Source organism: Oceanobacillus sp. FSL W7-1281 (assembly GCF_037969835.1).
Classification (GTDB): Bacteria; Bacillota; Bacilli; order Bacillales; family Amphibacillaceae; genus Oceanobacillus; species Oceanobacillus oncorhynchi.
Genome location: NZ_CP150214.1, coordinates 872,783 through 895,742 on the forward strand (window position 1 = coordinate 872,783; position 22,960 = coordinate 895,742).

Here is a 22,960-nt window from a genome sequence, read left to right on the forward strand (position 1 = left end):
AAACGTCTAATTTGAATAATATAAATAACGGAAGATGATTTGAAGCGAGAGGTTGAGGGGAAATGGATGAAAAAAAGGATAATCATTCTAACCATTCAGATCAAGATATACAGGTTTCTTATAGCTTAAAATTAGCTTTGATTGGCGGTCTGTTAGCTACATTGGGTGATGCTATCAGCACCTATGCTGCAAGCTTGGCAATCGATGAATTTTTACAGGAATCGGAAGAGCAAAATGAGAAGGACCAGCAGCTGGAGGGAAGACTGGCTGCAATAGAAAGGAAATTAGATGCATTTCAGAACAAAACGGAATGAAAAATAAACGGTTAAAGAAGCTGGAGGAATAATAAATTTTCAGGTGAGCCATGTTTAATCAGGGAACAGTGTATAGAAAGCGGCAGCATCTCTTTTTTTAATTGTTGATGACTGCACAAGTGAATATTCGAAAGCTTTGTGACCATGATTTAAACAGCTGACAATTATTTAACCGGGGGAATATAGGCACCCTAAATAAGGGGGATAGGAGCGCCGATTAAATAGCTGCTATTTGTCGTTACCAATTATGTTCATTAGAATAGATTATTAAATAACCCCAAGGCAGGACGTTTAATATGGATAATAATCTGAAAGTGTTATTCGGTTCGTGGGAGGCAGCCATAGGCGCACTTCTTTCTGCTATAGCCAGTACGCCTTCCTTTAAACTGAATGAAACGCAGCAAACGAATTTGGATTTAGCAGGAAATGTCATGCAGGCTACAGGCAGTGCTTTAGCAGCCGATAGTGAAAAAAAGCTCACTTTAAATAAAATTGGAAATCAAGTCCAAGCGATGGGGAATTCTATCGTGATTAGCGGAATAGTCATTCCTTTTACTGAAGAAACAAAAAGAAAAGTAACCATCAAAGGAAATTTATTTCAAGCTGCCGGAAGCAGCATGGCTCTTCCTGATTTATTGGATACCGCTGAGATAACTATGGATACGCTATATGAAATCTATGGAGCACTGCTTCAATCTATTGGAAATGCTTTGCAGGGTTTATCAGGCATTATTGAACTAAAAGGGGAACGAGGAGAACATATTGATTTTGTTGGAAGCTGGATACAAACCATTGGCGCCTTTATACAAGCTCTGGTACAAAGCAAAACATCATGTATCGACTATGAAAAGTCATTTTCGGGTATGCACATATGGCGCGATTAATTTGAATTTCTGTGAAGGGTGGAAACCTGAAAAGATACTTTGCTGTTTTATTAGCAGTGAACTAGTATAAAAGATAGAAAAGTTTAGTATGCTAAGAGAAAAGGAAATGAATATCAACTGATTTCTTATAAAAGGATGATGATAATGATTCCAGCACAACCAGCTCTTACCCGAAAAAGTATTGTTATGTTATTACGTCTTGTTGCTGTTGTTTTTTCTAGTATAGTAGCTATTTTATCAACGGTATTGCCGCTTTTATTTTATACGGATTTGTCGGCCGGCGCTGTGATGACCGTTGCTTCTGTATTATTAATCGGTGCTGTATTTATTCATGGCATGCTGACTCACACCTTGAATGATATTGCAGATTATCAATCGGGCACAGATCAATACAGCCCCGGCGTTCTTTCTGGAGGAAGCAGAGTGCTGCAGACAGGGACAATGTCTGTAGGAATGCTCAAGCAATTAGGTATCTGGATGACGATTTTCTTATTACTGATGGCTATCCTGTTTGCGTTTCTCGGACTTACGGAATTTGCTGTATTAACCTTGGTCGGTATCTGGGGAGCAGTATCTTACTCACTAAAACCATTTCAGTTAGCCTACTATCCATTTGCGGGAGAATGGCTCAGTTTATTCCCAACCATGCTGATGCTGGGAATCGCTGCCCCTTGGATTTTACTTGGACAAGTCCCTGCCTGGACATGGCAAAATGCATTGATTAATGCAATCTGGTGTATGGCGTGGGTAATGGTTCATCATATTCCGGACCGGCATGCGGATAGAAAAGCAGTGCCCCTGAAGCAAACCTCTGTGGTGTGGGCAGAGAATAAGTTTGGAGCAAGCGGTGCTAAACTGCCTGCCATGCTTTATTTTATCTTAATCGGGTTGCTGCTTCTTTGGACAGCTTTCACACGTCCGGCCGGAGCAATAGGCGCTGGCATTCTCCTGATTTATGCAATCTATCTCGTGATAAAAATGGATATTGACGATGTAGAAAAAGTAACAAATGATGAGAAAAAGCTGCTTATTCTTGCTTTTGTAACAGCGATATGGCTGGGGAGCTTTGTTTAAAAGAAGGATTACATTTGGTCGCATGTTAAGAGTTGGACGAAAAATTCAGCTTTTAAGATGCGATTTTTTTCGGAAAAGTTTTTCAAAACAAGGGTAAATCACTTCATCATAATAGTAGACTGTAAATACACTTCCTATATATATAAATATTTCATTTGAAATAGGGTGAATATTTCCATTTTCCTAGTATAATGAAATATAGGGAGTGTTATGGGATGGAGAAGCGAAAGTACAATAAAACAGATTTCTACTTTTGGAAAATTACCTTATGCTTAGCTGCAGCTTCTTTTTTTATATTTGCAAGTCTTTATGTGGTGCAGCCGTTAGCCCCATTGTTTGTCAGAGATTTTAATGTGTCTGTGTCAGAAGCCACGTTACCATTATCTGTGAATGTTTTTGGATTGATTCTCGGCTTGATTATTCTTGGGTTTTATTCTGATCGAATCGGCAGGGTTCCGCTTATCAAATGTTCCTTAATTGTTTCGGCTATTCCGTTTCTATTGATTCCGATGATTGATTCCTTTACTTTTTTCATTCTGATGCGATTTATCCAAGGATTTGCTATGGCGGGTTTGCCTGCAGCATCACTTGCTTATATCAATGAAGAAATTGACCGTTGGAGTATTGGAATTGCAACAGCTTTATACATAGCAAGTAATGCCTTTGGAGGAATGGTCGGAAGGTTTTTGGCGAGTTTTTTAGCTGAAGATCAAGCTTGGCAGACGATATTTTATATCTTTGCAGGGATAGGGCTGATAATTGCAATAGCAGTAATCCTTTTTCTGCCTAAATCGCAATTTTTTGAACGCAGTTATCTTTCGTTCCGAAAAGATATTGAAGGAATGCTTTTTCATATTAAAAGCCCGGTAATGCTTTTATTTTTTGGTATGGGAATTATTTTTCAGGTTTCCTTCACTTCTATCTGGACTTATTTGCCGTTTTATTTGGAAGGAGAACCATTTTCCCTTTCGTCACAGGCTATTTCGTATACATTTCTGGCATATGGGTTTGGTGTCATCGGCGCACCGGTTGCCGGCTGGCTTGCCAGCTCTTTAGGGTTGAACAGAGTTCGTGTTGCGGGAATTATTACCCTGTCGGCAGGTATTTTGATGACAGGCATTGTCTCCTTGCCTTGGATCATTGCCGGTTTATGTGTGATCTGTCTCGGCTTTTTTACAGCGCACTCTTTAACGGCAACCTTCGTAACTGAGCAGGCAGCACATCATAAAGGAAGTGCATCCAGCTTATACCTTGTCTCCTATTATATCGGCGTAGCATTCGGAAGTACGGCAGTAGGCCCTGTTTGGAATCAAGCAGGATGGCATGCTATTGTTTGGCTGGCGGGGATAATGCCTGTGGCTTATTTAGTCATTGTAACGATTGTGCAGAAAAGAATGAAGAAATCAACTTCGGTTTCCGGCAGATAAGGCATATCGTTTAATAGATTCAAGTATTGCAAAAGCACTCTGCAGATAGAAAATGCTACATTTAAAAAATCCGGACAAAAAAGGATGTCCGGATTTTAGAGGTGTTTCATCTTATCATTTTCAGAAAATAAATATGGAAAGTTTGCAGATAAAATAGTAACGTCATTTCACTTCTGCCTTCCGAAAGATAAGAAAACTCGCCAGATAGAAAACAAGAATAAATACAAAACTGATAAGGAAGCTTTCCCCGATAAATTTACCACTCATGTGGAATGTCAGCTGAGATAAATCAATTCCATAAGGAGTATAAGCCATCACAGAATGAATTGTTTCATTTAAGCTTGAGACTGGTCCAAGAATCAAGCTGGTCATATACGTAGCAGCGATAACAAGAACAGCCTTTTTAAACAGGAACATAAAGAAGATGCTGACCATCAGCTGGCTGAAAAAAATAAAGAAGGATAAGCCGTTTACCAATAAAATTTTCCCGAATAAACCTGCTGTTGATACCTGTTCTGCTGCTCCAGATAATATGTTTAAGGTCGGTGTCGGGAGAAAGCCGCTGAATGCTGTATCTGTAAAAGCAAAGAGAAGTGTAATGGCAGCGTAAGGCAGATATAATAACGCGATTAAAATAAAAAAGGTAATCATTTTATTAATCATAATCGCGTTCCTGCTATGTCCGCCAGAAATGGCATTTTCAATGATTTTATTTTCAAAATCAGTTGTCAGGCAAATGCCCGCAGCGATACTTCCCAATAATGCCATCATCTGCGTTTCGGAAAATAAAGACAAGCTGCCGGACGCAGTTTCTATGCTTAAGCTGTCTATCGCAACATAATGTGAGCAGGCAGCAAAAACAATGGCACTGATAAGAGCTAGCATAAATAGTGTCCATGGTGAAATCGACCGGCTTAATTTAAAGAAATCTGCTTTTAACAGCTGCATCAGCTTACACCTCCAATTAATTGGAGATAATAGCTTTCTAACGTTTCTTCCTGTGTTGCGAAGATGGTAACGATAATATCATGTTCTATCAGGGATTTTGACAGCTCCTCTTTTTTATCCGTGAAGTCATATAATTTAATGCTTTGATCAGGCTGTACAATAAAATTCTCTGTATGAAGCGATTCTCTCAGTACCTTTTGCAGCTTTTCCGGTTCGTTGCAAGCAATCAGAAGATGCTTATCGATTTGCTGCTCTAAATTGTCATGGCTGAGTGTTTTCAGGATTTTCCCTTTATTTACAATAATAAATTCATCCGCAGTTTGATGAAGCTCAGCTAAATGATGGCTGGATAGCAGAATCGTCATTTGATAGTTGGCCGCTAATTCCTTGATTAATTGTCTAATCTCAGCAATGCCGCTGGGATCGAGACCATTAATCGGCTCATCAAGCATCAATATCTCTGGATTGCCCAGCAATGTGATAGCAATCCCTAAGCGCTGGCGCATTCCTAAGGAAAAATCCTTTGCTTTCTTTTTGCCGGCAGATGCTAATCCAACGATATCGAGCACGCGCTGTTCCGCATTTTCTTCTTTTATCCCTTTCATTGTTTTGTGGACACGGAGATTATCTTTTGCACTCATATGCCCCAGGATACTCGGGTTTTCAATCATGCTTCCCATTTGCTTCCGGCCAGCCTGCAATGCCTTTTGACCGGATTGATGAAAGAAATACAGCCCTCCAGAAGCAGGGAAGGAAAGGCCGGCAATGATCCGCATAAATGTTGTTTTCCCGGCTCCATTTTGACCAATTAACCCATAGATTTTCCCTTTTTTCAAGGATATTGATACATTTTCCAATGCTTGAAAACCGTTATAGACTTTGGAGATATTTTTTGCTTCTAGAATATATTTTGTCATTTTTTAGTATCCTCTGTACGATTCAAAATGCCAGCTGCCATGGTAGTAAAAAAGTCTGCGGGGACTAAGGCGATGCCCATACTTTCTGGATTTTCATCGCCTAACACCATAAACTGGTCGCCTTCCTGCATGCGAACCATATCCAAAGCCTTTTTCGGTAATTTGACATAACCATCCTTCTCCAAAGGGGTTGTATTAAACATATGCTTCCCCTTCGGAGGGATGGGAAACCCGCTGTCTTTTTGATCGTAATGAATGAAATTATCTAAAGAGACATCGAATAAAGAGGCAAGCGCATCACAGTTGATAATGTCCGGTAAAGACTCTCCATTTTCCCATTTCGCAATGGATTGTCTGGTAACGCCAATTCTTTCTGCTAATTCTTCTTGAGAGTAATTATTTTCTCTTCTTAAAAAAGAAAGATTTCGTGATAAAGTAATTTTATTCATCTCATGCATCCCTTTCGTTTGGGTATACTTCTATTTTACCCGTTAACGAAAAGGAAACAACCAACGCAGGATAACCATTTATGTTAACGTTAGTTGCGTATTATAAATAAAACGAACTTCCTTCTAGAGAAGTTTTTCCGCCAATTCTTTATAATAAAAAATTTATCACGGAGAATCGTCCGTAAAACTCCCGCCTCAAAATAAAGAGTATAAATAAATTTATTAAGGCGGGAGATAACGGACGCTAACTCCCTGGATCATTCAACTAATCATTCAGTGGAAGAAAAGAAAAAACTCCCACTGAATGAAGTTTCGTTTTAGGCTTGCGCCTGACGTTACGTGAGGTGGTATGATAGAGCTATCAAGTGAGAGGAGATTAGAGCGGAAATGAAAAACGAAACATTCTCCATCAGCGAATTTGCTAAATCAACTGGCGTATCTGTGCGAACACTGCATTATTATGATGAGAAGGATATATTAAAGCCAAAACGGGATGAATATAGGGGACATCGTATTTATGAAAAAGAGGATATGATTCAGCTGCATAAAATCATGACGATGAAATTTTTAGGGATGAGCTTGGATGACATCAAGCATCATATGCAGCCGGATACGTTCGATTTAAGCTTTATCGAGACGTTGAGGCTGCAGGAATCGAAGCTGATCAAGGATAGGGAACAGATTGATATTGCGTTGGAAGCCATCCAGCGGACGGTATATCTTTTGGAAAACGAAAAGGAAGTTGACCAGGCTGTACTCATCAGCTTACTGGCGAGTATGCAAAATGAGAAGAAACAGGAGGAGCTGGCAAAAGGAATCATTAAGGATGAGGTAATGAAGAAGATGTTTCCTCAGACAGCTGAAGAAAAAATGCTTTTTGAACAAGGGCTGCTGACATTTTATAAGAGAGTCAAACAGCATTTTGGCAAGCCGGCAGATGATCCGGAAGTTCAACAGATGCTGGATGAGTTTTATCGTCTTATCCTGAAGGTAGTGGGGATGGATTCCTTGGAAGAATTGGCTGATATTTTCACCTTGGATATGGAGGATAAAGCGAACGAAGAACGTGTAAATACGTATATTCAAGAGATAGAACGCCTTGTTCCGTCTCCAATCACAGCGGAGGAAGAAGCATGGATCGAGCAAGTAACAACAGATTATATGGGTCCATTACGGGACGAGGAAGAAGGAGAGAAGTAAATGAAAGCATCGAAACAATCATCAAGTAATTTTATCAAACTGATATTATCTACCAGGATACCGAAGCTGGTTTTAACATTAGGGTTATTGGGGAGTGTGCTGACGACACTGGTAGGGCTGACCATTCCGCTGTTGACCAGAGAGCTCGTGGACGGATTTTCCATTGCCGATTTAGACTGGCGCTTTATTGTTCTGATCATCGGCGTATTTATCGTACATGCGCTGGTGGATGGGCTGTCAGCTTATGCACTAGCTTATGTCGGGCAAAAAGTAGTGGCAAGACTCAGAGAAATATTATGGAAAAAGCTGATTCGCCTGCCGGTTTCTTATTTTCAAAAGCAGCCGAGCGGGGAGTCCGTCAGTCGTGTAATCAATGACACGGGAATTGTAAAGGATTTGGTTTCTCAGCATTTTCCGCAATTTATTTCTGGTCTGATTTCCATTATTGGAGCGGTCATTATCCTGCTGTTTATGGACTGGAAAATGACATTGATCATGTTTATCGCTGTTCCGATTACGCTGATTGTCATGCTGCCGCTTGGGAATAAGATGGCAAAAGTATCCCGGAGTCTGCAGGATCAAACAGCTAATTTTCAAGGGGAGATTCAGCAGACCGTCAGTGAAATTAAATTGATGAAATCTTCCACGGCAGAACAGAAGGAAGAAACGCGGGGATTACAGGGGATTTTCAAGCTATTGCAGACAGGTTTGAAAGAAGCAAAGATTTTCTCAGTCATTGCACCATTTATGTATATGATTGTAATGCTTGTAATTGTCATGATTATCGGCTACGGCGGCATCCGTGTGGAGCAGGGAACCATGACGACAGGATCGCTTGTTGCCTTTCTGTTATATTTATTCCAAATCGTTTTCCCGATTACGACATTTGCGATGTTCTTTACAGAATTGCAAAAAGCAAAAGGTGCTACGGAACGAATTTCAGAAATTTTGCAGGAAGAAGAGGAAGAAGTATTGCCTGGTTCTGCAAAACAAATTAGCGAGCTTCCGCTGGCATTTGAAGAAGTCAGCTTTTCTTATGAAGCGGGCGAGCAGGTTTTAAACAACATATCATTTTCTGCGGCACCAGGAGAAATGGTGGCATTTGCCGGGCCGAGCGGCGGAGGAAAAACCACTGTATTTGGCCTGATTGAACGCTATTATGAGCCTGATGAGGGAGCTATCCTGCTTGGCGGCGAATCAATTCAGAATATTTCATTGGCGTCCTGGCGCTCCCAGCTCGGATATGTGTCCCAGGAAAGCTCGATGATGTCTGGTACGATTCGAGATAATTTAACCTATGGCCTGGAAGATGCAGAAGACATTGCTGACGAGAAGCTTTGGGCAGTAGCGGAAATGGCTTATGCCGCACAATTTATTCAAGAGCTGCCAAATGGAATGGATACGCAAGTCGGCGAGCGCGGTACGAAATTATCCGGCGGACAGCGCCAGCGTATTAATATTGCCAGAGCCTTCTTACGTGATCCGAAGATTTTATTGCTGGATGAAGCAACGGCAAGTCTCGACAGTCAATCGGAGCAGGTGGTTCAAAAAGCCCTGCAGCGATTAATGGAGGGAAGAACGACATTTGTGATTGCCCATCGTTTAGCAACGATAATTGATGCAGATCAAATTATCTTTATTGAAAATGGAGAGATTACCGGGAAAGGAACACATCTGGAATTACTGGAGTCACATGAACTGTATCGTTCTTTTGCGGAACAGCAGTTGAAATAGAAAAAAGAGCAGCGCATAGTTCTTCGTCGAAGAAATGCGCTGCTCTTTTTAATGCTGCATCTAAACAGATACAAAGTCATATTTTTATCGTGATATCTTTAATCAAACGATAATTAACGCCAAGAAGCAGAACAATTAATACAATACTCAATGGCATCGCTATAAACGTCGGCACCGTGATGATATTTGTGAAAAAGGAAAAATGAGTGGCCTCTATAAAAACGCCTGCTATTGCGATAATAAGAATGCTGCATGCAATAGAGAGCAGTCCATATCGCCAGCCCGAACGATAGAAGGTCAGACCTATCATCCAGCCGATTAAAAAGTAAATAAGGTGCAACATAACCAGGCTGCCAAAGACATAAATGAATGCGGAAAAGCTGCTTGTATAATCAAATTCCTGTGCATGGATATTCCAGCCAGCCCATCCAGAAATAAATTGAAGGGGGAAGGCTAACACAATCAGGATGATTGTTATGGCTACTGCCAGCAGAACAGACGATATCATCGTACCGAGAAAGAAACTTTTCCTGGTTACCCCCTGCAGCATGTAATAATAAAAGAAGGAGGATGTTGTCAGAATGCCAAGGACGAACATATAAATAGATGATGACCCATTTGAAAAGTTTACCAAATCAATAAAACTGGAATGGGGGCCAGAAGCAAAACTGACGACAACAATATAAATTACAAACATAAAGGAAAGAAACCACATGGTCCATTTCAATTGTTCCATAAATAAGAATCTAGCCATTGTTGTCGGTGATAAGATAATCGCACTCATTCCTTTTCCTCCTTTGTCAAATGCACAAACAAATCATGAAGGGAGAGGGGGCCGATTTCAAGCCCGGCTTGATTTGCTGCGTACCTTTGTTGTTCAGATAGTTCGCCGTATACCATCACAGATTTTGTTCCGCCAAGGAGCTGACTGTTTAAAACCTCTAATTCTTTTGTGAAATCATCCACCTGTTCCAATGAACCTGTGATAGAGAAGCCTTTGGAAATAACCTGTTCATTAGCGTCCTGCAATAAAACCTTTCCGTTATGAATCATCAGCACCTCATCAAATAGATAATCGGTTTCCGAAACGAGATGGGTTGAAAAGATAATCGTTCTTGGATGCTTTTCCTGATCATTTAAAATCTCGTTATAAAAAGTTTCTCTTGTCGGCGCATCCATACCGAGATAAGCTTCATCAAAAATAGTTAGAGGCGCTCTAGACGCTAAGCCGATAATAGCCTGAAATGCTGATTTTTTTCCTTTTGACAGCTGATTCACTTTTTTATTTAAAGGAAGCTTGAACTTTTCAGCTAACTGAAGGGCCAGGGTTTCATCAAAATTTGGACGAAAGTAAGCCATTTCTTTTAATGTTTCGCCAACCTTATCATAGCTGTATTCCAAATCCTTGTGCTGATCAAATATGAAAATCGTGTCCTGCATGATTCTTGGGTTTTCAAAAGGGTCTTCGCCGTCAATGATAAGATTGCCTGTATCTGTTTTTCGAAAAGCGGATAGAACCGATAATAAGGATGTTTTCCCCGCTCCGTTTCTACCTAGCAAACCATGGATTTTTCCGGACGTCAGCTGAAAACTGATCTGATCGATGGCGGTGAAATCTTTATAACGTACACTGACATCCTTTGCTTCGATGGCATAACTCATGCTTTATCCCCCTTTCTTGCTTTTTTGATTAAATCAATAATTTCGTCCTCTGTAATCCGAAGCTTTTCTGCCTCCTGGACTAAACCGATAACGTAATCATCCATAAACGCCTGCTTCCGTTTTTGAACGAGTTTTTGTTTTGCTCCTTCTGCGACAAACATGCCGACACCTCGCTTTTTGTATAGAATGCCTTCATCTACAAGCTGTGTGACGCCTTTGGAGATGGTGGCGTGATTAATTTTGTAAAATTGGACCAGCTGGTTGGTAGAAGGAGCCTGTTCGCCTTCCTTTAGCTGGTCATTGACTATCTGGTCTTCAATCTGTTCGCGAACTTGGACAAAGATAGGTTTATCACTTCGAAATTGTGTAGACATCGTGTGTATAGCCTCCTTTCTGGCAGGGTTTTATAATCGAATTGGTGCGTCCTTGGTCAGACGGTAGTTACAGATAATTAAAATGACTATCATGATAAAGAAAATAACATACGGTCCCATACTGATAATGAGCGAGTTAGAGGTGAAAAAGTTAATCGTATGTGCAATATCATCCTGATCCTGCAACAATGCGGATATGCCGAAAAATGGAAAGGAAAGAAGGATGAACAATAATCCAATCTTCCAGCGAAAACGATAAAAACCAAGCCCCATAAACCAGCCAATTAAAAGATAGAAAAAATGACTGACAGAATAATCGGCTATACTTTTTATAAAAGATAATACGCCGCCGCTGCTCAATAAATCTGACCATGGAACAGTAAAGCCTAAAGCTGGAACAAGTGTCTCAAATAAACCAATCATGAGACTCATGGCAAAAGCTAAAATAACGGAAAGCAACACAGACGCGAATAAGGAAGCTTTAAAGAACTTTTTCCGGGAGATCCCCAATTTAAAGTAGTAGTCTAAAAATCCATAAGAATAAAGCAATCCGATAATCAACAAAAATACATTCGAAGTTGTATTGCTGACATCGAGGTTATCCAAGAAACCCCATTGATTTGCTGCCGTAATTCCAATCGTCAAAATAATCATAATACCAAAAAACCAAGCTGCCCATTTTAGCTGTTCTACGAATAAAGACCATCCTAATTGAGATTGTTTCATGCTTCCTCACCTTCCTTTGTCAAATGAATAAATAGATTATTTAAAGATAATGTGCCAACCTCTAAGCCAAGCTCAGCCGCTTCCCGCTGTTCTTGTTCTGTCAACGTTCCATACACCATTACAGATTTAGTGCCGCCGAGCGACTTCTCATGAATCACTTCCAATGTTTCTGTAAATGAATCGACATCTTCTTTAGGCCCTGTAATAGAGAAGCCCTTTTCCAGAAGCTGCTCACTTGTTTCCTGCAATAAAACCTCCCCATTATCGATAATAAGCACTTCATCAAAAAGGTACTCCATTTCTGAAACAAGGTGGGTGGAAAATAAAATTGTACGCGGATGTCGCTCCTGCTCCAATAAGATTTCTTTATAAAATAACTCTCTTGCCGGCGCATCCATTCCGAGATAGGCTTCATCAAAAATGGTGAGCGGTGTTCTGCTTGCCAGGCCAATGGTAACCTGTAGAGCGGAATACTGCCCTTTGGATAATTGGTCGGCACTTTTATCCATCGGAATGTTAAACTTAGCTGCTAAATCTTTGGCATAAGCTTCGTCAAAATTCGGACGGAAATAAAGCATACCCTTGAGTATTTTAGTGATTTTATCGTAGTCATAGGTATTATCTTTATCGTAAATAAAAGATGTTCCCTGCAAAATTCGTTCATTTTCAAAAGGGTCTTCGCCGTCAATGACAATCGTGCCCTGCTTTACTTTGTGGAAAGAAGCAAGATATGTTAACAGGGTTGTTTTTCCGGCCCCGTTTCTTCCTAGTATTCCGTGAACTTTTCCTGGAGACAGCGTGAAGCTTACATCTTCTAACGCTTTGTATTTCTTATAATGTACCGTTAAATGGCGTACTTCAATGGGATAAGCCATATACATTCTCCTTTATAAATTAATAGTTAAGTCATACTGTATTATGGTTATATACCTATGTGTATAACCATAACAGTGTTACAGTTAGTTGTCAATAAAATATAGAAAGCTTTCTGAAAAATAGGCTTTGATAAAACGAAACGAAGCTTTTCTAAAAATAATAAATTTACGAAGAAATTGTTTTGGAACTTATGATATATTGGAATATAAGTTAAACATATAAGAAGCAAAAACGTTAAAAGAATCTTGCGAGGGTTAAATGAAAGGCAGGAGGGACGGATGATGAAAAAAGGGCGCTGCCATTTAATCTTAGCGGGCAATTCCCATGAGTGATAAAGGAAAAGTTATCGGGATTGCCCTGATTACAGCAATCACGCTGCTGGGGGATGTCATGCTTTTTATCGTCTTGCCCTTATATTGGCAGGATTTTGGATTAACAGCTATTTGGCAGATCGGTGTCCTGTTATCTATTAATCGTTTTGTCCGTTTGCCGATTACGCCATTTGTAGGAATGTTTTACAACAAGTTCGATATCCGTTCAGGTGTAGTGATTTCTGTGGTTTTTGCAGCATTAAGCACGTTCTTCTATGGTCAGTTTCAAGGATTTTGGCTTCTTCTGCTTGCCAGAATTTTATGGGGAATCGCCTGGTCATTTGTGAAGCTGGGAGGGATGCTTACGGTTGTATCGTTTTCTTCAGAACAGACTAGAGGGCATTATATGGGGTTATACAATGGTCTATGGGGATTAGGAGGTTTAGCCGGTATGCTGGCAGGAGGATTTTTAGCAGATCAGTTGTCGATACCTTTTGTGACGACACTGTTTGCGCTGGCAGCTGTCGCTGTTTTTCCTTTTATCTTCAAGCTGGTGCCAAAAAACAATACAGCTGCGGAGAAAGATACGATTGCTGTAAATCGTCATGTGCCGGAAAAGGAGAAGCAATCAATACGTCAGCCATATATTATTCTCGTCATTATTACCGGAGGAACGATGGGGTATATTACCATGGGTATTTTTAACTCTACCTTGAGCCCGTTGATTGAGCAGTCATATCATCCGCATTGGTCCGTATTTGGCATGGTTATCGGGGCAGCAACATTGGCTGGAATCATTCAAGCAGTTCGCTGGGCTTGGGATCCTTTTTTTGCCCCTGTTATAGGAAGTTTTGTCGATAAACAAAAGCAAAAGTATTATTGGATTCTTATTCCATTATTCCTTGGCAGCGCTGCTTTTTTAATGTTAGGCAGTGTGGAATCGTTTATTCCTTTGTTAATCATCATCATGTTTTTTCAAGTGGTAACAACGATATTTTTAACAATAACAGATACTTTGGCAGGAGATGCTGCAGCTAAAACAGATCCTGTTAAGATGATGACGCTGCATACAGTAGCTGTTGATTTAGGAGCAGCAATTGGTCCCTTACTATCATTTATTATTATCGATTTATATGGAATTTCTGCTGTATTTTATCTTTCCAGTATGGTTATGTTATTTGTAGGGGGAGCATGGGGAGTTTTCTATTTTTTCGGGAAGCAAAAGGATAGATACCGTACCTATTAAAAAAGGCATTTTTAATTTAATAAAGAATGGAGAATGTATGATGATAGAAGCATTAACAGCTAAAAACGTAACCTTAGGAGTGGGGAAACCAAGTATTTGTATTCCTTTAACATCTTCTGACAAAACGGCACTTATCGAAGAGGCGGAGCGTTATCAGCAAGAAGGAGCAGATGTTGTGGAATGGCGTGCCGATATATTTGAAGAAGTGGAAAATCATACAGCTGTGGAACAGATGTTAAAAGATTTAACAGCAGTTTTAAAGGGAATTCCGCTTATTTTTACCTTCCGCAGCCATCAAGAGGGAGGAGAAAAGGAGCTTTCCGAGGCAGATTATATCGCTCTGAATCAATTTGTGATCCAGACAGGACTTGCTGATTTTGTGGATGTGGAATTGTATCAGGGAGAGGAGGCAGTTAGAAATCTGATTTCTGCAGCGCATCAGCAACATACATATGTGATTGTTTCCAATCATGATTTTCAAAAAACACCGCCTAAATCAGAAATTGTCCGACGCTTAAAATGGGCAGAAGAGCTCGGCGGTGATATTTTAAAAATTGCTGTGATGCCTAATCAGACAGCGGATGTTTTAGAGCTGCTCACAGCGACTAATGAGATGAAAGAATATACAACGAAGCCCATGATAACAATGGCAATGGGCCCGCTTGGTGTAATCAGCCGGCTGTCCGGCCAGATTTTCGGATCTGTTTTAACCTTTGGAGCAGGGGAAAGAACTTCAGCACCCGGGCAGGTTCCGGTTCAGGAGCTGCGGCAGGTGTTAGAGGTAATTGAGAAATCAATGGATGTAAGCTAACTGGTTTAACGGAAGGTATATCTACGTGAATTTGAGAAGGACGGAGCTGCCCTCAACCGGAAGTCGGAGTTTTTCTTCCATCTGAAGCAGCGGAAATTTCAAGGGATAAATCAGTCACCGACCCGATGTGCGGGAGAGAATAAGTCGATACAATAAACGTATCAAATAACTTATTCTCAGGAGCTGATTTATCCCATGTTTTTTACGTATGAGTCTTTGAAAAGTCATATTGATTATCGGATGGAGGATGTAAGGAAATCAGCGAGGCTTTGTAAAAATAAACCGAAAAAGAAGAAAGAGAAGATCTGGAAAACTTCTGCTGTTCGTTTGAAGGGAGGGGCGAGGTAGATTGGAATACATGAAAAAAGAGGATGTCGATTTAGCAATCTGTAAATCGGAATCCTCTTTTACATCAGACTATAAGCCGATTAGGATGTCTTTCGAAAAATCTTGCATCTGCATCTTGAAATCAGAAATACACTTAAACTGTCATGGTTACCTTAGGAATAGGGCTTTCTTTCCTTCCAACTTTCTCAGCTATATCCACTGCTGCTGTATAACCAAATACCATCGATGCTCCAATCGTTGCGCCTGGTCCGGGATAAGTTTCGCCCATAATAGAAGCGGTGCAATTTCCAGTAGCATATAGTCCTGTAACTGGGCTGCCGTCTTTCCTGACGACTCTGGCTGATGCATCAATGACCAGACCGCCTTTGGTGCCAATATCCCCCGGGTAGATTGGGATTGCATAGTATGGTGCTTTGTTCAGCGGAGCAAGATTAGGGTTATCCAATGTCGGGTCACCATAATATCTATCGTAAGCACTGTTCCCGCGTCCAAAATCCTCGTCCTGCCCATTGGCTGCAAATGTATTAAATCTGGAAATGGTATTAGCCAGCTTCTCTGGAGGCACATTGATCTGCCCAGCCAATACCTCCGGAGTTTCTGCTTTTTTGGCATATCCTGTCTCAAACCATTCTTTAGGAAGCGGCTGTAACGGCATGATACCGAATACCAGATAACGATTCTTCACCCGTTGATCAAAAATCATCCATGATGGTATCGTGGAGCTCTTTTCATGATTATTTTCATACATTTGATCAACAAATTCATGGTACGGAACCGATTCGTTGATATAGCGTTCGCCATTGCTGTTGACGCTAATCAAGCCAGGCGTGGCACGCTCGGCAACAGGCATAAATGCAGGCGCCCCTGGGGGAGCTGATGTAGGAGTTCCCCACATTTTATCCATCAAATCCAATTGTCCACCCAATTTGACACCTGCTGCAATGATATCGCCTGTTTGTCCTTCTGCTGACAGCGTCCATTCGGCATTGGTAGGGTTTGGTAAATATTTCTCCCGCAAATCCGGACTATGGGAAAACCCGCCAGAAGCAAAAACCACACCTTCCCGAGCCTGAATGTTGAGTTCCTTTCCATCTCTTTCGGCGACAACCCCTGTAACGCGATTATTTTCATAAATCAAATCTTTAAATGGCGTGTTCAGCCAGACTTCCCCGCAAGCCTCTTTGAGCGAGGTATACAGGCGGGCAACAACAGCTTCTCCTAAGGTAGTAGGTTTATACCCGGAAAGGAGTGTGCGAATTAGGCGCATTCCTACTTTCATTGCCTTTACTTTTCCAATCCACGTTCTCATGATCATATTTACTTTGTGGAATTCACTTGATTTTAGTACCATCCCTTTCGTCGGCAAACCGGAAGTGCGTAAATACTTCAAATCATTCCCTAGGTTTCGAAGATCAAAAAGCTGGGCTTCAACGGCTCTCCCAGATGCCAAGCCTCCAGGTGATTCAGGATAATAATCGGAGTATTTAGGAGTGTATTCCCATCGGAAATGCGCTGTATTCTCATGCAGATACTTTACCATTTCGGGTCCTTTTTGCAGATAAGCCGATTTTAATACATCTGGAACTCGGTCTCCGACAGTAGCATCCAGATACGTTTTTGCCTGTTCATACGTGTCCTCTACCCCGGCCTTCTCCAGATAAAGGTTGTTGGGAATCCAGATGGTTCCGCCGGATTTGGAAGTGGAGCCGCCAAATAGTGCAGTCTTTTCAATGACAATTACTGATAATCCGCGCAAGCAAGCTGTTAAAGCAGCTGTTAATCCGCCAGCGCCTGAACCCACAACAACGACATCATATTGCTCATTCCACTGATTTTCCAATGTCATGACCTCCCAATCAATCTTGAAATTATGATAAGCTATAAGTACGAGTTAATATAAGTATAAAGTGACAATAAAGCGCTTTCAATCAGTAATATATTATGGTCTGTACACATAAACAACAGATTGCTGCAATATGTTTAAAAACAAAAAGGATTTGGGGTGGTTTGCGTGGTTACGAAGGATATGATAATGGACAGGCGGGTAAGAAGAACGAAAAAATTACTGAACATGCGCTGCTTGAATTGATGCAGCAAAAGCATTATGAGCAAATAACAGTGACAGATATCGTTGATTATGCGGATTATAACCGAGCTACTTTTTATCGGCATTATAACCACAAGGCAGATTTAGTGAAGGAAATAATCACAGACCAGACAAACGGACTTATTCAAGCCTTCCGTGTCCCTTATAAGAAAAATAACTATATTCATTTAAACGCCTTAGCTCCTTCAGAGATTGTGATTTTTAATCATATTCTCGAAAACAAGCATTTTTATGGACTTTGGAAGGAATTTGAGGCTATTCCAGGATTCTATGAAACTTTTTTAGAATCTATCACGGAATTTTTTAAACAGGATATTAATTTGATTACCCCGTATCATGATGGATTAAATAATAATATGTATACCTCGTTTTACGCTTATGGGATTTTAGGCATTATTTTAGATTGGATTAAAAACGATTTTGAACAATCGCCGGATTATATGGCAAATCAGCTTTGTAAAATAATCAATTACTATCCGGCGGAATCGTTTATTACTGGGGATTCCTGATGAAATGAGTGAAGCATATCGTTAAGCAGCTGGAAAACGGTTATAATATATACAAGTTGAATTAATACTTAGTTACTGGAGGAAAATAGATGTTAGCCATTGTAGAAAAAACAGAAAAGGGCTATTCAGCAACCTTTGAACGCAGATTTAAAAGCTCTGTTGAAGCAGTGTGGAGCACATTAACACAAAATGATAAACTGCAGCAGTGGATGCCGAACTTAGAAGTGGTAGACCTTCGTAAAAACGGAACAATGAAATTCAATATGAATGATGGAAGAGGTAACTCCTTCGAGATTGCTATTGTAGATTTTCAGGAGCTAACCTATTGGCAATTTGAATGGGGAGACGGTTCTGTCCGGTTTGAATTGGAACCAGTAGAAAATGGGTGTGTGCTTTTATTAAAGGAATATATTCCGGCTCTAAACAATCACATCCCGAAGGATTTAGCTGGATGGCAGGTATGTTTAGAGATGTTCCAGGCAGCGCTGGAAGGAAAACCAATGGATTTTCCAAAGGAATCATGGGAAGCGCATTATAAAGCATATCAAAAAAAGATTAGTCCATTTTTGAATGAAGAGAAATAAAACAACAGTGCCTCGAAAATGAAGCTTTTGAGGCACTGCTGTTTTTCGATTAATAAGGGTCCGCGTCATGTCCTAACTCTTCTGCGTGCTTTGGAGCCTGCTCGGCATCTGTTGCACCTAATGGATTTTGACTGGTGCCATGCTTTTTCGTCTGTTCTAATCCGTCTCGCAGACGGCGTCCATATTCTTCATCTGCTTCTTCTGCGAGTGCAATCATTTTATCTTGAATCCGCTTGTCACAGGTCGATAAATCACCAATCAGATTGGACAATAATTCATCTTTTTCCCAGTCTTCAAACTGACGGAAGGTTTCTCCTGCCTGTTTTGTATTATCATTGCGGTCAATGGATTCGCGCACGAGATTTCCTTCTACAAAAGGTTTATATTCTTTTCCGGTTTGCTTCGCTTCCTCCAGACCGCCGAGTACAGACGGCTCGTAATTAATATGCGGGTTTTGGCCGGGCGCTTTATCATTTTCCTGACGTAATTGACCGCCTTCCTGATTGGTTGCCACCCGTTTTTTCGCTGCGTTGATTGGCACTTGCAAATAGTTCGCTCCGACACGATAGCGCTGTGTATCTGAATAAGAGAAGGTCCGTCCCTGAAGCATTTTATCGTCCGAAAAGTCCAGTCCGTCAACTAATACGCCAGTGCCGAACGATGCCTGTTCTACCTCGGTGAAATAATTCTCAGGATTTTTATTTAATACCATTTTCCCGACTGGCAGCCAAGGGAACTTATCCTCTGGCCATAGCTTGGTATCATCCAACGGGTCAAAATCAAGCTCCGGGTGATCGTCGTCTGACATGATTTGCACCAGCAGCTCCCATTCTGGATAATCTCCATTTTCAATGCTGTCATATAAATCCTGTGTCGCATGGTTGAAATTTTCGCCTTGGATTTCGGCCGCTTCTTTGGCGGTTAAATTTTTAATCCCTTGCTTCGGCTCCCAATGGTATTTAATCAGCACCGCTTTTCCTTCCTCATTGACCCATTTATAGGTGTTTACACCAGAACCCTGCATCATGCGGTAGTTGGCCGGAATGCCCCATGGGGAGTAAATAAAGGTCACCATATGAAAGGACTCTGGAGAATTGGAACAAAAATCAAAGAAACGCTCGGAATCCTGAATGTTTGTTACGGGATCTGGACGGAAAGCGTGAATCATATCCGGGAACTTCATTGCATCACGAATAAAGAATATTTTTATATTGTTTCCGACCAGATCCCAGTTGCCATCCTCTGTGTAAAATTTGACTGCAAAACCACGCGGATCACGGACTGTTTCTGGTGAATGGTTGCCGTGTACTACCGTTGAAAAGCGGACAAATACAGGAGTCTGCTTCCCTTTATCCTGAAAAACTTTTGCTCTGGTGTACTTGGAAACCAGATCATCGCCGACTGTTCCATAGGTTTCAAAATAGCCATGCGCCCCAGCACCGCGTGCATGAACAATACGTTCTGGAACTTTTTCACGGTCAAAATGACTTATTTTTTCAATGAAATCATAGTTCTCCAGTGTTCCAGGACCACGATTGCCGACGGTCCGGATATTTTGGTTGTTGGTTACCGGATGCCCTTGACGGGTAGTTAAGGTTTTATCATTTTTCATGTTGGTTTGATGCGTGGATTTTTCTTTATCAGCCATAGATTTATCCTCATTTCCATTATAAATTTCTTCTCATTAGCATTGCCAATCCAGATAAAATTAATCGTATCTTTGGAGGATTATTATCTGAAATTGGGAAAATACAGTGTAAGGAAGTTTGATCTACTTTCCAAAAGAACAAATTGGTCTCTCAATATTTTAGAATCCTAGTCATTTTTGATTTTCTATAGAAAATAGGGGAGAGGACTTGAACTTTTCTTGCCAGCTATTACAATAGAAATAGACAAATAATTTGGAAAAGCTGTACATTCAGTACGGATATAATCCATATTGATAATAGAACGTTTGAAATAAGTTAAGTTTAAAAAGTGGAGGTCAGACAATGCCGATTAAAATTCCGAGAGAGTTGCCTGCAAAAGAGATTCTGGAAGAGGAAAATATATTTGTGATGGATGAACAGCGCGCGGATGCACAGGAAATTCGTCCGCTTAGTATTCTTATTCTTAATTTAATGCCGGAAAAGCAAAAAACAGAAACGCAATTGTTAAGATATTTAGGAAATACACCGTTACAGGTGCGGATTTCTTTTTTACGAATGGCTTCACATGAATCAAAAACAACAAGCCAGAATCATTTGGATACCTTTTATAAGACCTTTGAAGAGGTCCGGGATAAAACATTTGACGGTATGATTATTACGGGTTCCCCGGTGGAGCATCTGTCTTTTACTGATGTTGATTATTGGGAAGAGCTGCAGGAGATTATGAACTGGACGAATGATCATGTGACATCCACCCTGCATATTTGCTGGGGAGCACAGGCTGCTTTATATCATCATTATGGAATTAATAAGCATCCGCTTCCGAAAAAATGCTTTGGGATTTTTGAACATGATGTGTTAACACCGAAAGAACGGCTGGTGAGAGGGTTTGATGAAGTATTCTTAGCACCGCATTCCCGCTATACAACGGTTTCTTTGGAAGAAATCGAAAATCATCCTGATCTGCAGCTGATTGCTGTATCCGATGACGCAGGGGTCTTTTTACTTGCTTCTGAGGATGGAAAGCATATCATGGCAACCGGGCATTTAGAATATATGGCAAACACATTGAAGGAAGAATATGAAAGAGACCATGCACGAGGAATCGATACAGCAATACCGGAAAACTATTATCCAAATAATGATCCGGAAAAACAGCCGAAGCACCGTTGGAAGAGTCACTCCAGCCTGCTGTTTTCCAATTGGCTGAATTATTATGTGTATCAAGAAACCCCTTATGTGTGGGGAGGAGAGTAAAAATAGATTGAATGAAGCAGAGAAGGGACTGGATGCGTCTGGTCCTTTTTAAAAACACCAAGAAATAAGGCTGGAGCAGCTGCCAGCCTTATTTCTTGGTGTTTATTCTTATCGTTTTTGATAAAACAGAGGCATGCTCATAAGCATCCACCAGCCCCTGCTGCTGAATCGTTGTTTTAGGAATGCTTTTGTACAGCAAAGTAACTGAAAAGTCTGCTGAGAATGGAAAAGGTTCCATTGTTATTGTCTCCGTATCTTCCCAGCTGACAGAAAAAGCAGATGGAAAGGAGGTTGCGGTGTTTGAAACGGATACGCCGTTTTTAAAAAAAGGATGAAGGTCTTTATTCGCAGCTCCCGGTTCATTCATGCATGCGAACAGAGACAGCGTATCGGAAAACTGTAAAAGCGTATAATCCATTTCAAACATATCTTGATTAAAATGATCCATCCTGCTAATCAGCCATTCCTGCCGCTCTGCTTCCTGCTGAACAAATGCTTTTGCTTCAGGGAGCGTGGATGTTACGAGAAAACGTTTATAATGTTCACTGCATAATAATGCGGCATATTTATCCTTTTCTTGAACCTGCTGAATACCCTGTGTATATAAGACGGTTTTAGGTATATCTGGAAAATCAATAAAGGAATAGGGGCGATTCGCCTGGTCATTCCAAAAAGGCTGCTTGTCAAAGGCCTCCCAGCCGCAGTCATGCTGCTCAGCTGCATAGATAACGGAATCTTTATAAGGTGTATGATCGAAATAATCCGAGGACAGATTTTTAACTATTTCTCCGGATACAGAAGCGTGGTCTACCTGTGATATAAAAATAAAATGGCCGTTCTGATTTCGGATAATCATGTTACTCATTCCTTTCCTTGTGATTGATTGCGTGAAGAACGAAAAAGTGCTAGAACCTCCGGCAGAATTTCATATCATTAAAAAAATTACTTCTCCATTCTTAAAAAAGACGATGGATTTATTCTCCACCGTCTTTTTCTCCGTATTATATCATTTTATCAAAATGTATCCGTTTATATAAAGTATAGAAGATCGGGATGCCGATCAGTAATACAATCAATTCACTGACTCCGGTTGTAAGCCATGTCAGCAGGAATGGTAATTGTAAAGCTATATTTAGCATGAAGGCAATAATAAACATATTAAAGCTGAAAATCAATGTATTTAGAAATAGCAGTGTCAGCTTGTTTTTAATATATTTTTTTAAGAAAATAATAATTCCTAAAGATATGGCGGTATGTGCTGTCCCGAATAAAAGATCCAATCCGCCTGCCATTGAAAATAAATTAGATGCAAATACACCAATCGTAATGCCGAAAAAGTAACGCTTATCAAAGATAATCAAATGGTTAAACATCTCTGATATTCGAAATTGAATCGCCCCAAATGCAACTGGGGAGACCAGCAGGGATACAGCGACATACAATGCGGCAATAATCCCGTTAACTACAAGTGTCTTTATATTCATATCCTGTTTTCCTCCTAGTTTTTTAGCGTGGGATGGTTACGAACCACGTTGAACCTAGCCTATCATACC

General features: G+C 40.6%; 23 protein-coding genes and 1 riboswitch. Of the genes, 11 read left to right on the forward strand and 12 right to left on the reverse strand.

What is annotated here, in order from left to right:
• The first annotated feature begins 62 nt into the window (after window positions 1-62).
• From MKX55_RS04315 to MKX55_RS04330, 4 genes are all read left to right on the forward strand, one after another.
• The gene (locus MKX55_RS04315; protein ID WP_339182689.1) at window positions 63-314 is read left to right on the forward strand and encodes a hypothetical protein; all 252 of its coding nucleotides are present in this window, start codon (window positions 63-65) and stop codon (window positions 312-314) included.
• A gap of 296 nt (window positions 315-610) precedes the next feature.
• Window positions 611-1,198 (forward strand): hypothetical protein, encoded by a 588-nt coding sequence (locus MKX55_RS04320; RefSeq protein WP_339182690.1) that lies wholly within the window; start codon window positions 611-613, stop codon window positions 1,196-1,198.
• 144 nt (window positions 1,199-1,342) lie between these two features.
• On the forward strand, window positions 1,343-2,272 hold the full coding sequence (locus MKX55_RS04325; RefSeq protein ID WP_339236326.1) for a prenyltransferase: 930 nt from the start codon (window positions 1,343-1,345) through the stop codon (window positions 2,270-2,272).
• 215 nt (window positions 2,273-2,487) lie between these two features.
• Entirely contained in the window at window positions 2,488-3,699 is a 1,212-nt protein-coding gene (locus MKX55_RS04330; RefSeq protein WP_339182692.1) for an MFS transporter, read from the forward strand.
• A 162-nt stretch (window positions 3,700-3,861) separates the two neighbouring features.
• Here MKX55_RS04330 and MKX55_RS04335 read toward each other — a convergent pair whose 3' ends face one another.
• From MKX55_RS04335 to MKX55_RS04345, 3 genes are read right to left on the reverse strand one after another with little or no spacing between them, the layout of a single operon-like run.
• On the reverse strand, window positions 3,862-4,647 hold the full coding sequence (locus MKX55_RS04335) for a hypothetical protein (RefSeq protein WP_339182693.1): 786 nt from the start codon (window positions 4,645-4,647) through the stop codon (window positions 3,862-3,864).
• The gene (locus MKX55_RS04340) at window positions 4,647-5,564 is read right to left on the reverse strand and encodes an ATP-binding cassette domain-containing protein (RefSeq protein WP_339182695.1); all 918 of its coding nucleotides are present in this window, start codon (window positions 5,562-5,564) and stop codon (window positions 4,647-4,649) included. The genes MKX55_RS04335 and MKX55_RS04340 overlap by 1 nt, the downstream gene beginning before the upstream one ends.
• Window positions 5,561-6,013: a helix-turn-helix transcriptional regulator gene (locus tag MKX55_RS04345; RefSeq protein ID WP_339236328.1), complete on the reverse strand. Its 453-nt coding sequence runs from the start codon at window positions 6,011-6,013 to the stop codon at window positions 5,561-5,563. The genes MKX55_RS04340 and MKX55_RS04345 overlap by 4 nt, the downstream gene beginning before the upstream one ends.
• A gap of 387 nt (window positions 6,014-6,400) precedes the next feature.
• Between MKX55_RS04345 and MKX55_RS04350 the strand changes: the two genes are divergently transcribed.
• Both MKX55_RS04350 and MKX55_RS04355 read left to right on the forward strand, forming a co-directional pair.
• A complete protein-coding gene (locus MKX55_RS04350) occupies window positions 6,401-7,213 on the forward strand; it encodes a MerR family transcriptional regulator (protein WP_339182697.1) in 813 nt (270 codons plus the stop codon).
• Window positions 7,214-8,947 (forward strand): ABC transporter ATP-binding protein, encoded by a 1,734-nt coding sequence (locus tag MKX55_RS04355; protein WP_339236330.1) that lies wholly within the window; start codon window positions 7,214-7,216, stop codon window positions 8,945-8,947.
• A 76-nt stretch (window positions 8,948-9,023) separates the two neighbouring features.
• On the opposite strand, the gene MKX55_RS04360 is transcribed toward MKX55_RS04355, so the two are convergent.
• From MKX55_RS04360 to MKX55_RS04380, 5 genes are read right to left on the reverse strand one after another with little or no spacing between them, the layout of a single operon-like run.
• Complete coding sequence (locus MKX55_RS04360) at window positions 9,024-9,731, reverse strand: hypothetical protein (RefSeq protein ID WP_339236333.1); 708 nt, start codon at window positions 9,729-9,731, stop codon at window positions 9,024-9,026.
• Entirely contained in the window at window positions 9,728-10,609 is an 882-nt protein-coding gene (locus MKX55_RS04365; RefSeq protein ID WP_339236335.1) for an ABC transporter ATP-binding protein, read from the reverse strand. The genes MKX55_RS04360 and MKX55_RS04365 overlap by 4 nt, the downstream gene beginning before the upstream one ends.
• Window positions 10,606-10,983 carry a GntR family transcriptional regulator gene (locus MKX55_RS04370; RefSeq protein WP_339236337.1) on the reverse strand — a complete coding sequence of 126 codons (378 nt, stop codon included), beginning with the start codon at window positions 10,981-10,983 and terminating at the stop codon, window positions 10,606-10,608. Before MKX55_RS04370 ends, MKX55_RS04365 begins: the two co-directional genes overlap by 4 nt.
• A 30-nt stretch (window positions 10,984-11,013) precedes the next feature.
• Entirely contained in the window at window positions 11,014-11,709 is a 696-nt protein-coding gene (locus MKX55_RS04375) for a hypothetical protein (protein WP_193064020.1), read from the reverse strand.
• Complete coding sequence (locus MKX55_RS04380) at window positions 11,706-12,584, reverse strand: ABC transporter ATP-binding protein (protein WP_339182705.1); 879 nt, start codon at window positions 12,582-12,584, stop codon at window positions 11,706-11,708. Before MKX55_RS04380 ends, MKX55_RS04375 begins: the two co-directional genes overlap by 4 nt.
• Window positions 12,585-12,909: 325 nt before the next feature.
• Here MKX55_RS04380 and MKX55_RS04385 point away from each other — a divergent pair, with 325 nt between their 5' ends.
• Both MKX55_RS04385 and aroD read left to right on the forward strand, forming a co-directional pair.
• Complete coding sequence (locus MKX55_RS04385) at window positions 12,910-14,142, forward strand: MFS transporter (protein ID WP_339236339.1); 1,233 nt, start codon at window positions 12,910-12,912, stop codon at window positions 14,140-14,142.
• 37 nt (window positions 14,143-14,179) lie between these two features.
• Window positions 14,180-14,953 (forward strand): type I 3-dehydroquinate dehydratase, encoded by a 774-nt coding sequence (aroD, locus tag MKX55_RS04390; RefSeq protein ID WP_339236342.1) that lies wholly within the window; start codon window positions 14,180-14,182, stop codon window positions 14,951-14,953.
• A gap of 481 nt (window positions 14,954-15,434) precedes the next feature.
• Here the strand turns inward: aroD and MKX55_RS04395 are convergent, their stop codons facing one another.
• The gene (locus MKX55_RS04395; RefSeq protein ID WP_339236345.1) at window positions 15,435-17,141 is read right to left on the reverse strand and encodes an FAD-dependent oxidoreductase; all 1,707 of its coding nucleotides are present in this window, start codon (window positions 17,139-17,141) and stop codon (window positions 15,435-15,437) included.
• Window positions 17,142-17,308: 167 nt separating this feature from the next.
• On the opposite strand from MKX55_RS04395, the gene MKX55_RS04400 reads away from it, so the two are divergent.
• Together MKX55_RS04400 and MKX55_RS04405 are read left to right on the forward strand one after the other, a co-directional pair.
• Window positions 17,309-17,917, forward strand: a complete 609-nt coding sequence (locus MKX55_RS04400) for a TetR/AcrR family transcriptional regulator (RefSeq protein WP_339236347.1) — start codon at window positions 17,309-17,311, stop codon at window positions 17,915-17,917.
• 89 nt (window positions 17,918-18,006) lie between these two features.
• Complete coding sequence (locus MKX55_RS04405) at window positions 18,007-18,501, forward strand: SRPBCC family protein (RefSeq protein WP_339236350.1); 495 nt, start codon at window positions 18,007-18,009, stop codon at window positions 18,499-18,501.
• A gap of 49 nt (window positions 18,502-18,550) precedes the next feature.
• Here MKX55_RS04405 and MKX55_RS04410 read toward each other — a convergent pair whose 3' ends face one another.
• Window positions 18,551-20,149, reverse strand: coding sequence for a catalase (locus MKX55_RS04410; protein WP_339236353.1), 1,599 nt, complete (start codon window positions 20,147-20,149; stop codon window positions 18,551-18,553).
• A gap of 343 nt (window positions 20,150-20,492) precedes the next feature.
• Here MKX55_RS04410 and metA point away from each other — a divergent pair, with 343 nt between their 5' ends.
• Complete coding sequence (gene metA, locus MKX55_RS04415) at window positions 20,493-21,407, forward strand: homoserine O-succinyltransferase (RefSeq protein WP_339182718.1); 915 nt, start codon at window positions 20,493-20,495, stop codon at window positions 21,405-21,407.
• A gap of 88 nt (window positions 21,408-21,495) precedes the next feature.
• On the opposite strand, the gene MKX55_RS04420 is transcribed toward metA, so the two are convergent.
• A complete protein-coding gene (locus tag MKX55_RS04420; RefSeq protein WP_339236355.1) occupies window positions 21,496-22,272 on the reverse strand; it encodes a DUF3891 family protein in 777 nt (258 codons plus the stop codon).
• A gap of 136 nt (window positions 22,273-22,408) precedes the next feature.
• Window positions 22,409-22,891 carry a QueT transporter family protein gene (locus tag MKX55_RS04425; protein WP_339182720.1) on the reverse strand — a complete coding sequence of 161 codons (483 nt, stop codon included), beginning with the start codon at window positions 22,889-22,891 and terminating at the stop codon, window positions 22,409-22,411.
• A gap of 8 nt (window positions 22,892-22,899) precedes the next feature.
• A riboswitch (PreQ1 riboswitch) is annotated at window positions 22,900-22,944 on the reverse strand.
• Window positions 22,945-22,960 lie beyond the last annotated feature (16 nt).